Annotated in this window: 13 protein-coding genes; all 13 read left to right on the forward strand. The window is 46.6% G+C overall.

Annotation, left to right across the window (positions count from 1 at the left end):
* Window positions 1-14 precede the first annotated feature (14 nt).
* The 13 genes from CEF21_RS11410 (at window position 15) to ftsY (ending at window position 15166) form a co-directional block, all read left to right on the forward strand.
* Window positions 15-377, forward strand: a complete 363-nt coding sequence (locus CEF21_RS11410) for an Asp23/Gls24 family envelope stress response protein (protein WP_123916441.1) — start codon at window positions 15-17, stop codon at window positions 375-377.
* A 15-nt stretch (window positions 378-392) separates the two neighbouring features.
* Complete coding sequence (locus tag CEF21_RS11415; RefSeq protein ID WP_123916443.1) at window positions 393-2057, forward strand: DAK2 domain-containing protein; 1665 nt, start codon at window positions 393-395, stop codon at window positions 2055-2057.
* Between the two features lie 243 nt (window positions 2058-2300).
* The gene (sdaAB, locus tag CEF21_RS11420) at window positions 2301-2963 is read left to right on the forward strand and encodes an L-serine ammonia-lyase, iron-sulfur-dependent subunit beta (RefSeq protein ID WP_123916445.1); all 663 of its coding nucleotides are present in this window, start codon (window positions 2301-2303) and stop codon (window positions 2961-2963) included.
* A 30-nt stretch (window positions 2964-2993) separates the two neighbouring features.
* On the forward strand, window positions 2994-3884 hold the full coding sequence (sdaAA, locus tag CEF21_RS11425) for an L-serine ammonia-lyase, iron-sulfur-dependent, subunit alpha (protein WP_123916447.1): 891 nt from the start codon (window positions 2994-2996) through the stop codon (window positions 3882-3884).
* Window positions 3874-5922, forward strand: coding sequence for an ATP-dependent DNA helicase RecG (recG, locus tag CEF21_RS11430; RefSeq protein WP_123916449.1), 2049 nt, complete (start codon window positions 3874-3876; stop codon window positions 5920-5922). Before sdaAA ends, recG begins: the two co-directional genes overlap by 11 nt.
* A gap of 81 nt (window positions 5923-6003) precedes the next feature.
* On the forward strand, window positions 6004-6582 hold the full coding sequence (fapR, locus tag CEF21_RS11435) for a transcription factor FapR (protein WP_123916451.1): 579 nt from the start codon (window positions 6004-6006) through the stop codon (window positions 6580-6582).
* 7 nt (window positions 6583-6589) lie between these two features.
* Entirely contained in the window at window positions 6590-7585 is a 996-nt protein-coding gene (gene plsX, locus CEF21_RS11440) for a phosphate acyltransferase PlsX (RefSeq protein ID WP_123916453.1), read from the forward strand.
* Window positions 7586-7598: 13 nt separating this feature from the next.
* Window positions 7599-8543 carry an ACP S-malonyltransferase gene (gene fabD / locus CEF21_RS11445; protein ID WP_123916455.1) on the forward strand — a complete coding sequence of 315 codons (945 nt, stop codon included), beginning with the start codon at window positions 7599-7601 and terminating at the stop codon, window positions 8541-8543.
* Window positions 8543-9286, forward strand: coding sequence for a 3-oxoacyl-[acyl-carrier-protein] reductase (fabG, locus tag CEF21_RS11450; protein ID WP_123920179.1), 744 nt, complete (start codon window positions 8543-8545; stop codon window positions 9284-9286). The genes fabD and fabG overlap by 1 nt, the downstream gene beginning before the upstream one ends.
* Before the next feature lie 69 nt (window positions 9287-9355).
* Entirely contained in the window at window positions 9356-9589 is a 234-nt protein-coding gene (gene acpP / locus CEF21_RS11455; RefSeq protein ID WP_123916457.1) for an acyl carrier protein, read from the forward strand.
* A 92-nt stretch (window positions 9590-9681) separates the two neighbouring features.
* Window positions 9682-10425 (forward strand): ribonuclease III, encoded by a 744-nt coding sequence (rnc, locus tag CEF21_RS11460; RefSeq protein WP_123916459.1) that lies wholly within the window; start codon window positions 9682-9684, stop codon window positions 10423-10425.
* A gap of 176 nt (window positions 10426-10601) precedes the next feature.
* Complete coding sequence (smc, locus tag CEF21_RS11465; RefSeq protein ID WP_123916461.1) at window positions 10602-14168, forward strand: chromosome segregation protein SMC; 3567 nt, start codon at window positions 10602-10604, stop codon at window positions 14166-14168.
* A 14-nt stretch (window positions 14169-14182) separates the two neighbouring features.
* Entirely contained in the window at window positions 14183-15166 is a 984-nt protein-coding gene (ftsY, locus tag CEF21_RS11470) for a signal recognition particle-docking protein FtsY (protein ID WP_123916463.1), read from the forward strand.
* Window positions 15167-15928: the final 762 nt, after the last annotated feature.

Raw genomic sequence — 15928 nt, forward strand, 5'->3', positions numbered from 1 at the left:
AGGGAGGAAATAGCATGTCCATCGAACTTACCACAAAATACGGACAAATTGACATCTCCAATGAAGTAATTGCAACGGTAGCCGGCGGTGCCGCCATAGATTGCTACGGAATTGTAGGAATGGCCTCCAAAAATCAGATTAAAGATGGAATAACAGATATCCTCCGCAAAGAGAATTTCAGCAGAGGTGTCATTGTGAGACAGGCAGAAGACAGCATTCACATCGATATGTATATCATTGTCAGCTACGGAACGAAAATTTCAGAGGTAGCACACAACGTACAGACCAAAGTGAAATATACGCTTGATCACACGGTTGGATTAGCTGTAGACTCAGTAAATATTTTCGTTCAGGGAGTTCGTGTAACGAACCCGTAGTAAGGAGGAAAAATCGTGTCAATCAAAACTTTGGACGGCGAGCGCTTTGCCGAAATGATTCTGCAGGGTGCGAGCCATCTATCCAATAATGCCAAAATGGTGGATGCATTAAACGTGTTCCCCGTACCGGACGGTGATACAGGGACTAATATGAATCTCTCCATGACGTCCGGCGCCAAGGAAGTTAAAAATAATGTACAGGCCCATATCGGCAAAGTGGGCACAGCCCTCTCAAGAGGACTGCTGATGGGTGCGCGCGGAAATTCAGGCGTTATTTTATCCCAGCTTTTCAGAGGATTTTCTAAATCGATTGAAAGCAAAAGCACCATCAGTGCAAAAGATTTTGCACAGGCGCTTCAAACAGGTGTTGATACAGCCTACAAAGCTGTAATGAAGCCGGTTGAAGGGACGATTCTGACGGTTGCAAAGGATGCTGCCAAAAAAGCGGTTTCCACAGCTAAAAATGAAGAAGACCTTGTTAAGCTGATGGAAGCAACCCTTGGCGAAGCAAAAGCATCGTTAAATCGGACGCCCGATCTGCTGCCTGTTCTAAAAGAGGTTGGAGTGGTAGACAGCGGCGGACAGGGTCTGGTTCTTGTTTATGAAGGCTTCCTTGCTGAGCTGAAAGGCGAAAAGGTGCCGGGAACCCCAATGGCGCTGCCATCCATGAATGATCTTGTCAGTGCCGAGCACCATAAAAATGTCCATGCCCATATCAACACCGAAGATATAGAATTCGGTTATTGCACGGAGTTTATGGTCCGGTTTGAAGATGGAAAGAAAGTTTTTTCAGAAGAGCAGTTCCGCACCGATTTAAGTGAATTTGGAGATTCCTTGCTTGTCATATCCGATGATGAAGTGGCGAAAATACATATTCATGCAGAACATCCGGGTGAAGTTCTTTCCTACGGCCAACAATACGGCAGCCTCATCAGCATGAAAATTGAAAATATGCGGGAGCAGCACAGCAATCTTGTCGGCGAATCCCCTAAATCAAAGAGTGTTCAGGCTGAAAAGAAAAAAGAGAAATACGGGATCATTACCGTTTCAATGGGTGAAGGCATTGCAGATCTCTTCAAGAGCATCGGTGCACAAGCTGTAATTGAAGGCGGACAGACAATGAATCCAAGCACGGAAGATATTGTTTCTGCTATTGAAGAAGTAAATGCAGAAAATATCATCATATTGCCGAATAACTCCAATATTGTGATGGCGGCCCGCCAGGCTGCATCTGTCGTACAGGAGAATGTTTTAGTCATTCCGTCTAAAACAGTTCCGCAAGGGATGGCGGCCCTTCTTTCTTTCAATCCGGAGGAAACTCCCGAAGGTAATGAAGAAACGATGACAGACGCACTTGGCCAGGTTAAGTCAGGCCAAGTAACCTATGCGGTTCGGGATACTCAGATCGACGGTTTGGACATATCCAAAAATGATTTTATGGGAATCATGAACGGAAAGATTGTAACGAAAGACAAAGAGCAGGTGCAGGCGGCCGTAAAGCTTCTTGAAGAAATGATCAGTGCAGATGATGAAATACTGACCATTTTATACGGAAGTGAAACAAATGAAGAGGAAGTCAGCCAGCTTGTCCAGCAGATTGAATCGAGTTTCAGCGATATTGAGGTTGAAGTGCATAACGGCAAACAGCCGCTTTATTCATTCATCTTCTCTGTAGAATAAGCGTACAGCTTCTTAAAGGGACCGTCTGAAGACGGTCCTATTTATTATGAATCCCCGTATACAGGTTTCCGGCGAATCTGGTAAACTGAAAGCACTTGAGGCAAATCTAAAGCTCTGCTGATTTCCTCTTCTGCCGTCTGCTATACAGACGAATGGCATCTGATAAGATTTACTGGGAGTGCCGCATTTCTGTACGTGCGGTGTAAATCCTTTTGAACAATATAAACAGAGAGGGGTACATAGATGAAATACCGGAGTGTTTTTGATATTATTGGTCCTGTTATGATCGGACCTTCCAGCTCTCATACAGCCGGGGCTGCGAGAATCGGCAGAGTAGCCCGCAGTCTTTTTGGAAGGGAGCCGAAATGGGCAACGGTTTCGTTTTATGGATCTTTTGCTAAAACATACCGCGGGCATGGGACGGATGTCGCCATTATCGGGGGGATACTGGATTTTGATACATTTGATGAGCGGATTAAAACTTCCCTCGATATTGCCGGTTCAAAAGGTATGAAAATTACGTTTCTCGAAGAAGAAGCGGTAACGGATCATCCTAATACCGCAAGAGTGATTATTGGTGATGATCAGGGGCAGCTTGAATTGGTCGGCATATCGATCGGCGGAGGCAAAATTGAAATTACAGAGCTGAATGGTTTTTTGCTGCAGCTATCAGGTAATCATCCGGCGCTCCTTGTTATGCATAATGACCGGTACGGAGCCATTGCGGGTGTAGCGAACGTTCTGGCCAAGCATGCCATTAATATAGGGCATATGAATGTTTCCAGAAAAGAAAAAGGACAGCTTGCCCTGATGACCATTGAAGTTGATCAAAATATGGAAACAGGGGTTATTGAGGAATTGAAAACGCTGCCAAATATATTGCAGGTTACTAAAATAGCAGAATAGCAGGTTCGAAAGAGGACGGAGGGAAAAACAATGTTTCGTAATGTTGCAGAGCTCGTGGAGCTTGCATACAGCCGCGGCTGTAAAATATCAGAAGTAATGATTCAGCAGGAAATGGATGTGACCGGAAAAACCCGGGACGAAGTGTTTGCGATGATGGACAGAAATCTGGAAGTGATGGAGCAGGCAGTGGAAAAAGGCCTGGCCGGCGTCAAATCCCATTCTGGCCTAACGGGTGGAGATGCAGTCCTCATGCAGGCATACATTGAGAAAGGGAACTTTTTATCCGGAGAAACGATTTTGGACGCAGTCAGCAAGGCGGTTGCGACAAATGAAGTGAATGCCGCAATGGGAACCATTTGCGCAACTCCGACAGCAGGATCGGCGGGAGTTGTTCCGGGGACGCTTTTTGCAGTGAGGGACAAGCTCCATCCAACCCGGGAAGAGATGATTGAATTTCTTTTTACTTCCGGCGCATTTGGATTTGTTGTGGCAAACAACGCATCGATCTCGGGGGCCGCAGGCGGGTGCCAGGCGGAAGTGGGATCGGCAGCAGGAATGGCTGCTGCCGCAATAACGGAAATGGCAGGGGGAACCCCAAGCCAGGCAGCAGAGGCGATGGCGATTACCCTCAAAAATATGCTGGGCCTTGTCTGTGATCCGGTAGCAGGCCTCGTTGAAGTGCCTTGCGTAAAACGAAATGCCATGGGAGCGGCAAACGCCATGGTTGCGGCTGATATGGCTCTTGCGGGAATAACAAGCAGGATTCCTTGTGATGAAGTCATTGATGCGATGTACAAAATCGGCCAAACGATGCCGACCGCTTTAAAGGAGACCGCTCAAGGCGGTTTAGCTGCTACTCCTACAGGAAGAGAGCTAGAAGCGAAAATTTTCGGAATTCCGTTGGACCGCCGTGAGCCTTAATATAAAGGAACCTGTTTCTGTATTAAAAGGGGTCGGCGAAGAGACGGCCTCTGTTTTCATGGAAATGGGGATTCATACGATTGAGGACCTGCTTGAATATTTTCCTTACCGCTATGAAGATTACCGATTAAAAGATCTGGCTGAAGTCCAGCATGACGAACGGGTTACCGTCGAAGGGAAGGTTCATAGTGAACCTTCTCTCGTCTTTTACGGGAAAAAGAAATCAAGATTGACTTTCAGGCTTTTAGTTGGAAGATATCTCGTGAGTGTTGTCTGCTTTAACCGGCCTTTTTATAAAAAAAAGCTTTTAATTAATCAAGTTGTGACCGTCAGCGGAAAATGGGATAAAAACAGGCAAACCATCACCCTTCAGGACCTGTCTTTTGCTCCCCGTGAATCCGGACAGGATTTAGAGCCTGTTTATACAGTAAAAGGCTCTGTAACGGTGAAAAGCCTCCGTAAGCATATTGTCCATGCTTTAAAGGAGTTTGGCGGGGCAATCCCTGAGAACCTTCCAGATCAAATCCGCGAACGATACAAACTGATGGCGAAGCAAGAAGCGGTTAAAACCGTTCACCTGCCTCTTGATCATGAAAATTTGAAGCATGCAAGAAGAAGGTTTGTTTATGAAGAGTTCCTCATGTTCCAGCTGAAGATGCAGGCTCTCCGGAAAGTGCAGAGGGAGCAGTCGAAGGGAATCCGGCATGATTTTACCGAGGAAGATATCTCCGTGTTCACTAAAGCCCTCCCATTTGATCTGACTGCCGCCCAGGAAAAGGTATTGGATGAAATCAAACAGGATATGAGATCGCCTTACCGGATGAACCGGCTCCTTCAAGGAGATGTGGGGTCCGGTAAAACGGTCGTAGCAGCCGTTGCGATGTATGCGGCTAGTTGTTCAGGCTATCAAAGTGCCCTGATGGTTCCTACTGAAATCCTTGCCGAGCAGCATGCTGCTTCTCTTCACGGACTTTTTGAACCGCTTGGACTTACTGTGGCCCTCTTAACGAGTTCTGTAAAAGGAAAAAGAAGAAGAGAACTGCTCGAGCGCCTCTCAGCCGGAGAGATTCACATACTCGTCGGAACACACGCGCTTATTCAGGATGAAGTGAATTTCCATAAGCTTGGCCTTGTTATTACAGACGAGCAGCATCGATTCGGAGTGAATCAGAGAAGGGTTCTAAGGGAAAAAGGGGAATCCCCTGATGTCCTGTTTATGACCGCCACACCTATTCCGAGAACGCTTGCGATTACGGCATTCGGAGAAATGGATGTATCGGTCATTGATCAGCTTCCTGCAGGACGGAAAACCATTGAAACCTACTGGGTGAAGCATAATTTGCTTGACCGGATTCTTGGGTTTATCGACAAGGAAGTAAAAAAAGGCAGACAAGCCTATGTGATTTGCCCCTTGATTGAAGAATCCGAAAAACTGGATGTGCAAAATGCGATTGATGTCCACGCCATGCTTGTGCATTCATTCTCGCCTAAGTGGAATGTCGGCCTTATGCACGGCAGACTGCATCCGAATGAAAAGGAAGCTGTGATGCGGGAATTCAGTGAAAACCAGACACAAATTCTCGTTTCCACGACCGTGGTGGAAGTAGGAGTGAATGTTCCAAACGCGACCATCATGGTTATTTATGATGCGGAACGGTTCGGATTATCCCAGCTCCATCAGCTTAGAGGCCGTGTCGGAAGGGGAAGCGAACAATCCTATTGTATTTTGCTTGCCGATCCCAAATCGGAAACGGGCAAAGAACGAATGAAAATCATGACAGAAACAAATGACGGCTTTGTGCTATCTGAAAAGGACCTTGAACTCCGCGGACCCGGTGACTTTTTCGGGAAAAAACAAAGCGGTCTGCCTGAATTCAGGGTGGCAGATATGGTCCATGATTACCGGGCTCTGGAAACGGCCAGGGAGGATGCCGCCAAGCTAATTTATTCCAAAGCGTTCTGGAACGAACCGGAGTACGAAATGTTAAGGGGATACTTGGAATCTGCCGGTGTTTTGGAAGGGGAGAAACTTGATTAATCATCCTTGCAATCCAATTGTTTAGATTATATACTACTATTAGTACCTAGTCATAATAGTGCGGATGGTGTAGCCTTAAACATGAAGCGAACAAAAAAAGAAAGACAGCAGCTTCTGCTGGAGACAATCAGCGATACTCCTTTTATTACGGATGAAGAGCTTTCTGATAAATTTCAAGTAAGCATCCAGACAATACGGCTTGACCGGCTGGAGCTGAGCATACCGGAGCTGCGTGAAAGAATCAGATCCGTGGCTCAGGCATCAATGGAAGATGAAGTGAGATCTTTGCCTCCGGAAGAAATTATCGGCGACATTATTGACCTTGATCTCGATCAAAGCGCCATTTCCATTTTTGAAGTAAAAAAAGAACATGTTTTCCGCCGCAACCAAATTGCCAGGGGCCATCATCTCTTTGCCCAGGCAAATTCGCTTGCCGTAGCTGTCATAAATGATGAGTTAGCGCTCACTGCAAAAGCGGATATCCGCTTTACGAGACAGGTAATGGAAGGGGAGCGGGTTGTAGCGAAAGCTAAAGTGGAGAAAGTGAATGGCACAAATGGACGGACAACCGTAATGGTAAACAGCTATGTAGGAAACGAGCTTGTCTTTTCAGGAGATTTTGAAATGTACCGCTCGAATCAACCAACTGATAAAGGATGAACCATGAATGAAAATTGCAATCGATGCTATGGGCGGCGACAATGCCCCTCAGGCGATTTGTGAAGGAGCGGCAAAAGCGCTGAATGCATTCCCGGATCTTCATATCACCCTGATCGGGAACGAAGATGAAATCAGCAAACATGTGTCTCCTCATGAGCGAATGGCTATTCTTCACACCACTGAAGTCATTGAGCCTGAAGATGAACCGGTGAGAGCAGTGCGAAGAAAGAAAAACGCTTCTTTGGTCCTCATGGCGAATGAGGTGAAGGAAGGAAGAGCGGATGCCTGCATCTCAGCCGGCAACACAGGCGCGCTTATGACAGCCGGTCTTTTCATTGTGGGCAGAATCGACGGCATTGACCGTCCGGCCCTGGCCCCCACTTTGCCGACTCTTGACGGCAAGGGATTTTTATTTTTGGATGTCGGGGCAAATGTAGATGCCAAGCCTGAACATTTGCTGCAATATGCCATTATGGGATCGGTGTATGCAGAAAAAGTAAGAGGGGTAAAAAATCCGTCTGTCGGTCTTCTGAATGTTGGAACAGAAGATAAAAAAGGGAATGACCTGACAAAACATACATTTTTAAAGCTTAAGGAATCCGGTCTTCATTTCAAGGGAAATGTCGAGGCGCGTGATTTGCTGGACGGCGCAGCGGATGTCGTCGTAACCGATGGATTTACCGGCAATGTCACATTGAAAACGATTGAGGGAACGGCAATTTCAGTTTTTTCAATGCTAAAAACGGCTTTGACGAGCAATCTGAAATCGAAGCTTGCTGCTGCAGTTCTCAAACCGAAGCTAAAGGGAATCCGGACCCAATTGGATTACTCTGAATATGGCGGTGCCGCTCTGTTTGGATTAAATGCTCCTGTTGTAAAAGCACATGGGTCATCCGACCCCAATGCCGTATACAATGCGATCCGCCAAACGAGAGACATGATTGCCCATGATGTATCCGGTACAATCAGAGCCGCGGTTGCTGAACGTCAAACGGCTGAATAATGGAGGAATAGATATGTCTAAAATTGCATTTGTTTTCCCCGGTCAGGGGTCTCAGACCGTTGGGATGGGGCAGGATTTTGCTGAACAGACCAAAGAAGGAAAAGCTCTTTTTCAAAAAGCAGATGAAGTGCTGGAAGCTAATTTGAGCCAAATTATGCTCGAAGGCCCGAAAGAGGAATTGACCCTTACATATAATGCCCAGCCTGCGCTTGTAACAGCAAGTATTGCAGCCTGGCAGCTCCTTGACAAGGAAGGAATCAGACCCGATTATACAGCTGGACACAGCCTTGGTGAATACTCAGCGCTTGTTGCTTCCGGTGTTCTCTCCTTTGAAGATGCGGTGCTTGCTGTCCGGAGACGGGGAGAGTTTATGAATGAAGCAGTGCCGGCCGGTGAAGGCGCTATGGCAGCCATTATGGGAATGGAAGCCCCGACATTACGGGAGATTGCCCAAACGGTAACAGAGGAAGGCCACTCGGTCCAGCTGGCGAACTTAAACTGCCCGGGGCAAATCGTCATTTCCGGAACCGCTAAGGGAGTTGAGCTTGCGTCTGCGAAAGCGAAAGAAGCCGGTGCAAAGAGAGCGATCCCACTTGATGTGAGCGGGCCATTCCACTCTGAATTAATGAAGCCTGCAGCCAATCAGCTGAAATCGGTTTTGGACAATATGGAATTAAAGGATGCTTCGATTCCGGTGATCGCGAATGTGACGGCACAGCCTGAAAAGGAAGGCGGCCGCATTCAGGAATTGCTCATCCAGCAGCTTTATTCTCCTGTCCGCTGGGAGGAATCCGTCAAAACCATGATTGAAAACGGAGTGGACACGTTCGTTGAAATCGGTTCAGGTAAAGTACTTTCAGGACTGATCAAAAAAATTGACCGCAATGTAAAGACGCTTTCCGTATCGGATATGGCGACACTTCAGGCGGCAGTTGAAGCGCTTAAGGAGGAGTCATGATGCTATTACAAGGCAAAACAGCGATCGTAACAGGAGCATCAAGAGGAATCGGCCGCGCGATTGCATTGGATCTTGCCAAAAACGGGGCGAACGTCGCCGTTAATTTTGCAGGCAATGAACAAATGGCGAAAGAAACAGCCGATGAGATTACGGCAATGGGCAGAGAAGCGATCACCATTAAGGCGGATGTGTCTGATGCTGAAGCGGTCAAGGATATGGTAAAACAAGTCACAGACCGATTTGGCACACTCGATATTCTTGTCAACAACGCTGGGATCACTAGAGATAACCTGCTGATGAGAATGAAAGAAGATGAGTGGGATGATGTAGTGAATACGAACCTGAAGGGCGTATTTATTTGCACCAAAGCGGTCACAAGGCAAATGATGAAGCAAAGAAACGGCCGGATCATTAACATTACCTCCGTTGTCGGTGAGATTGGCAATCCGGGCCAGGCTAACTATGTAGCGGCCAAAGCGGGTGTGATCGGATTAACGAAAACATCCGCCAGGGAACTCGCGGCCAGGAATATAACCGTAAATGCTGTTGCCCCAGGGTTTATCACAACGGATATGACGGATAAACTGACGGACGAAATAAAAGAAGAAATGCTGAAGCAGATTCCGCTTGCCAAGTTTGGAGAAGGTCAGGATATAGCCAATCTCGTCACTTTTTTGGCCAGTGAAAACAGTGCATACATGACCGGGCAGACGCTTCACGTAAATGGCGGAATGTTCATGTAGAACATTTGCAAAATCAATCTGGTGTTTTCCGTTCAGATTGACTATAATACTTGAGGGGAGGTGAATGTAATGGCAGACGTTTTAGATCGCGTAACAAAGATCATCGTTGACCGCCTTGGAGTCGATGCTTCCGAAGTAAAGATGGAGTCCTCTTTTAAAGATGACCTCGGAGCTGATTCCCTGGATGTAGTTGAGCTTGTAATGGAACTTGAAGATGAGTTCGATATGGAGATTTCTGATGAAGATGCAGAGAAAATCGCTACAGTGGGTGACGCTGTTAACTACATACAGAGCCAACAGTAAAGTATGTTGAAGTCCCGCTATGAATGCGGGGCTTTCTCCCTTTTATACGAGGAGGAAGCGCCCCAATTGTTTTGGTAATGATGGAGGTAGTTATGCAAAAGCATACGCATTATAAAGAGAGAAGGAATTTCGCCAAAAAAGCGGAAGAATTTAAGCAATTCCAGGAAAGTGTCGGACAGACCTTTACCAATGAAAAACTTCTGTATCAGGCTTTCACCCATTCATCGTATGTGAATGAGCATCGAAAAAAACCTTATGAAGACAATGAGCGCCTTGAATTTTTAGGGGATGCCGTTCTTGAATTGACCGTCTCCCATTTTCTTTACAACAAATACCCGACGATGACAGAGGGAGATTTAACAAAACTGCGTGCAGCCATTGTATGCGAACCATCTCTCGTGTCATTCGCCAACGATCTGTCTTTCGGCAGTCTGATTCTTCTCGGAAAAGGGGAAGAAATGACAGGCGGCCGTGCGAGACCTGCACTCCTTGCTGATGTTTTTGAAGCATTTATCGGGGCGCTTTATTTGGATAAAGGGCTGGACCCGGTAGTCGATTTTCTGAAGAAATATGTTTTTCCTAAGGTGAACGAAGGTGCTTTTTCTCATGTGATGGATTTTAAAAGCCAGCTTCAGGAGCTGGTGCAAAGAGATGGCAGAGGGCCACTGGAATATAAAATACTTTCAGAAAAAGGACCTGCCCACAGCAGAGAATTTGAAGCTGTTGTATCTCTTGAGGGAGCAGTACTGGGTACAGGAAATGGCCGCTCCAAAAAAGAAGCCGAGCAGCACGCTGCCCAGGAAGCACTCTCCAAAATGCAAACGAACTCTAAATAATCGGGCTGACCCCGCTTGACAGACTCCGCCTGCCGGCAAGATGGAAGCAGGAACGGAACTTGGACAGCAGGGCGGTCTTTTTTTGTAGACCCGTACGGGGTTTTAAAATCAGCTTTTCTTATAAAAGGATTGTGTTAAAATATGTTTGAATTTAATGATGGTAAGGGGGATCTAATATGTTCCTCAAACGATTGGACATAGCAGGATTTAAATCCTTCGCAGATCGGGCAAGTGTCGATTTTGTCAAGGGAGTAACAGCTGTAGTAGGACCAAACGGAAGCGGAAAAAGCAACATTACGGATGCCGTTAGATGGGTACTCGGAGAACAATCCGCCAAATCGCTGCGCGGCGGCAAAATGGAAGACATCATCTTTGCCGGAAGCGACTCCAGGAGAGGGGTAAATCTTGCAGAAGTCACGCTGACTCTTGATAACGAAGATCATTTTCTTCCGATTGATTATCATGAAGTAAGCATTACAAGAAAAGTCTTCCGCTCAGGCGAAAGTGAATATTACATTAACAAACAGTCCTGCCGCCTGAAAGATATCGTGGATTTATTTATGGACTCCGGCCTTGGGAAAGAAGCATTCTCCATCATCAGCCAAGGGAAAGTAGAAGAAATCCTGAGCAGCAAAGCGGAAGAACGCCGAAGCATTTTTGAAGAGGCGGCCGGTGTTTTAAAATACAAAACGAGAAAAAAGAAAGCGGAACACAAATTAACCGAAACCCAGGATAACCTGAACCGTGTCCAGGATATCCTATATGAACTTGAGGGACAAGTAGAGCCTTTGAAGGTACAGGCTTCGATTGCGAAGGATTATCTGGAAAAAAAAGAGGAGCTTGAGCAGATTGAAGTTGCCCTCACCGTTCATGATATTGAAGAGCTCCATAAAAAATGGTCCAGTCTGACTTCTTCCGCAGAAAAAGGCCAGGAAAAAGAAGCGGAGCTTGCCCAATCCGTTCAGGCGCAGGAACTGGCGATCAAAGAATCCCGGACGAGGATAGCCGGCCTTGATGAGACCATTGACCGTCTTCAGCAGCTTCTTCTTCAAACAAGCGAGGAGCTTGAAAAGCTGGAGGGGAAGAAAGAGGTTTTAAAAGAAAGAAGGAAAAACGCACAGGCAAACCGCGGGCAGCTAGAACAGCTTATTCAGGAACTAACCGTTAAAATTGACGTCTTAAAGAAAGATCTTCAAGCAGAAGAAGAAAAGGTTGTCACGCTTTCAGCCGAAATGAAAGAAGCGAAGCAGCTAGTAAAAGAAAAGCAAATGCTGCTGGAAGCCATGAACGGAAATATAGACCATGATATCGAACTCTTAAAAAGTGAGTACTTTGAAGTGGTAAATCAGCAGACTTCAGCTAAGAATGAATCTGCCTACATAATGGAGCAGCAGCGGCAGCAGTCTGTAAAAAATGAAAGGGTATCGGACAGCAACAGCAAATATCTGCAGGAACGGCAAATTCTCTCTGAAAAGAAAGAGAAACTTCAGGAGGAGCTTTCTGTCCTTGAAGCGAAAATGGACGGGCAGATTGGCGCTTTCCGCGACGCACAGAAAAAGCTTGAATCGGATAAAGAAACTTATGCCAAGAAAGAATCAGCTCTGTATAAAGCCTATCAGTTTCTTCAGCAGACCCGGACCCGCAAGGAAATGCTCGAATCGATGCAGGAAGATTATTCCGGCTTCTTTCAGGGTGTTAAAGAAATATTAAAAGCACGTGACAGGTTCCCCGGCATTCACGGCGCCATAGCTGAACTGATAAAGACAAAAAAGGAATATGAAACGGCGATGGAGATCGCTCTCGGGGCAGCTTCCCAGCATATTGTGACCGATGATGAGCAAACAGCAAGAACAGCGATCGGCTTTTTAAAAAAGAATTCCTACGGCCGCGCTACCTTTTTGCCGTTATCCATTATGAAAAGCAGAAAAATAGGGAATGCCGACAAAATGAAACTGATGGAACAGCCGTCATTTCTAGGCATTGCATCGGAGCTTGCGGAATATGACAGCCGCTATTCTTCCGTAATCGAAAACCTGCTTGGCGCCGTTGTTGTGGCCCGTGATCTGAAAGGGGCAAATGAACTGTCAAGACTCCTCCAGTTCCGCTACCGGATTGTGACTCTGGAAGGGGATGTGGTCAATCCCGGAGGATCGATGACAGGAGGAGCTGTAAAGCAAAAAACCGGATCTCTTTTGAGCCGCAACAGAGAGATGGAAGCCATTACCGGACAGCTTAAAGAAATGGAAGCAAAAACCGGTCAGCTTGAACAGCAGGTAAAAGAGATGAAGCTTGCCATCCAGGAGCAGGAAAAGCTTGCAGAAAGCCTCAGACGCGAAGGGGATGAGCTTCGGACCAGCTTGAATACCGTTCAGCAGGCAGTCAAAGAAGCCGAGTGGGAAGTGAAAAATGTAAATGATCACTTGACCATTTATGACGCCGAAAAAGAATCCTTTGACCAGGAGCAGCAGAGAAATGAGACCCGGTTAAAGGAATTGAATACGGTGATGGAAAAAGCCGGTGCAAAACTCGAAGAAATGGATAAAGAAATCAGCAGGCTTTCCGCGTTGAAAAACTCCCAGGCGGAATCGAAAGCTTCCCTTCAGCAGGAATTGACGGATCTGAAAATTATCCTGGCCGGAAAACAGCAGTCATTTGAAAACGTAGCCGAAAAAGCAGGCCGTTTAAAAGAGGAGCTTGAGGGAAGCACAGGAAGACTTCAGGAAGCAACGGAAGATCTATCGCTATTGACGACTGAAGTGACTTCCAATACGAGCGGAGAGCAAACCTTATCAAGCGCTTCTGCTGAAAAATTGAACGAGAAAAATAAGACCATTGAAATGATTGCGGAGAAAAGAACCGAACGCTCCGATCTTCAGCAGGCACTTGAGAAAATGGAGCTTGATTTAAAAGAGAGCTCCCGCCTTTATAAACAGATGGCAGACTGGCTGAAAGATGAAGAACTGAAGATTACCCGCCTAGGTATTGAGCTGGATACGAAGCTCAACCATTTAAGGGAGGAATATCTGCTTACGTTTGAACGGGCGAAAGAAAGGTACGAATTAACGCTTGAGCCCGAAGAAGCGAGGAGGAAAGTCCGCCTCATTAAGAGGGGGATTGATGAACTCGGAACGGTTAATCTCGGAGCGATTGATGAACATGAAAGAGTTTCAGAACGCTATCAGTTCCTGCATGACCAGAGAGAAGACCTTCTTGAGGCGAAAGACACGCTTCATCAGGTGATTGACGAAATGGATGAAGAGATGAAAAGGAGATTTTCCACTACTTTTGATCAAATCCGCGCCCATTTTGAAACCGTCTTCCAGGCCTTGTTCGGAGGAGGAAGGGCGGAATTGAGGCTTTCCAATCCGGAAGATCTTCTGAACACCGGCGTGGATATCGTCGCCCAGCCGCCAGGTAAAAAACTGCAGCATTTAAGCCTCTTGTCAGGAGGGGAAAGGGCATTGACGGCCATTGCCCTGCTATTCTCGATCCTGAAAGTAAGACCGGTGCCTTTCTGCATTCTTGATGAGGTAGAAGCTGCACTCGACGAAGCCAATGTTTTCCGTTTTGCCCAATACTTAAAAAAATTCAGTGAGCAAACTCAATTCATTGTCATTACACACCGAAAAGGTACGATGGAAGAATGCGATGTTCTATACGGTGTTACGATGCAGGAATCCGGAGTATCCAAGCTTGTATCGGTAAGACTGGATGACACAAAGGAATTTGCCGCTGTAAAGTGAAAGGATGATAGACAATGAGTTTCTTTAAAAAGCTGAAAGAGAGCATCACGAAGCAGTCTGATACCGTATCAAATAAATTTAAAGATGGTCTAACTAAAACCCGTTCCAATTTCTCAAACAGAGTCAATGAACTTGTTTCCCGATTCCGAAAAGTGGACGAAGAATTTTTTGAAGAATTGGAAGAGATTCTGATTGGTGCAGACGTGGGTGTGGCAACGGTCATGGATTTGATTGATGAGCTGAAGTCCGAAGTCAAGCGCCGCAACATACAGGATCCGCTGGAAGTCAGAGACGTGATCTCAGAGAAGCTTGTTGACATTTATGATCATGGCAAAGAATCCAGTTCCGAGCTTAATCTGAAGGACGGCCAGCTGAATGTCATTTTAGTAGTCGGTGTGAACGGAGTGGGAAAAACAACCACCATCGGAAAACTCGCCAATAAATTCAAAAACGAAGGAAAGACAGTTGTTCTGGCTGCGGGAGATACATTCCGTGCCGGTGCCATCGAACAGCTTGAGGTGTGGGGACAGCGGACAGGCACAGCCGTTATTAAGCAATCGGAAGGGTCAGACCCTGCTGCGGTTATGTTTGATGCGGTCCAGGCAGCAAAAGCGCGGAAGGCAGATGTACTAATCTGTGACACAGCCGGCCGGCTTCAAAACAAAGTTAACCTCATGAACGAGCTTGAAAAAGTAAAACGCGTCATTGAACGGGAGATTCCGGGAGCTCCCCATGAAGTACTTCTGGTCCTCGATGCAACCACTGGCCAAAATGCAATGAGCCAGGCAAAGCAATTTTCCCAATCCACAAATGTTACCGGGATTGTCCTGACAAAACTGGATGGAACCGCTAAAGGCGGAATTGTTCTGGCGATCCGAAACGAACTGGAAATTCCGGTGAAGTTCGTCGGATTAGGCGAAAAAATTGATGACCTCCAGGAATTTAATGCCCAGCAATATGTTTATGGACTATTTGCAGATTTAGTAGAAGAAGCGTAAGAGAAAAAAGCCTGGTATCCAGGCTTTTTTTCATGGGAATGGGAATCGGCAGTATTCGGAGTACACATTCACAGCGAATCAGCGTTCAAGAAAATAAAAATGAGGATAAATGTTATCAATTACAAAGAATCTTGCATCCTGGCTATGGCCATGAGGCTGGATTTATGGGGAATTGCTGACATGCGGCTCATAATTGCTGACTTTTTTTGGGGAATTGCTGACTTCTAGGTGATAATTGCTGACTTTGTTTGGAGAATTGCGGACTTTCTGTAGGGAATTGCTGACTTTTAAATAATAATTGCTGACTTTGCTTTAGGTTGGTACTTTGAGTCTCTCGGTCGGGAACTTCAATGTCCCATTCGGCATGAGCAAACGCCGTATGGAACTTAGTTTATGTGTCTAGCTCCGGGGCGGCTAGCCGTTCGGCCGCTTCGCTGGCCCTGTCAAAGTCAAAGAGCGACTTTGTCAGTTCCAGCTCCACCGTCTCTCACGGCTGGGCAAGCCGCCTGCGCTTTTCTAAGTGTCTAGCTTCGGCGGCTAGCCTCTCGAGGTCATAAGCCCCTTCTCCTGCGGAAGGAAAAACCACCTTCCTCCGGCGAAGGGTCTTATGCTTGTCGAGGCTGAGCAAGCCGCCTTCGCTTTTCTTGGTGTGTCTAGCTCCGGGCGCTATGCCTCAGGGGCATTTCACCCCCTCGGTCGAGGCAAAGAGCGCCTCTCGGTCGGGGGCTCCAATGTCTCTCAGCGCTAAACAAGCGCCGCATC

Source organism: Bacillus sp. FJAT-42376, assembly GCF_003816055.1.
Classification (GTDB): domain Bacteria; phylum Bacillota; class Bacilli; order Bacillales; family Bacillaceae; genus Metabacillus_B.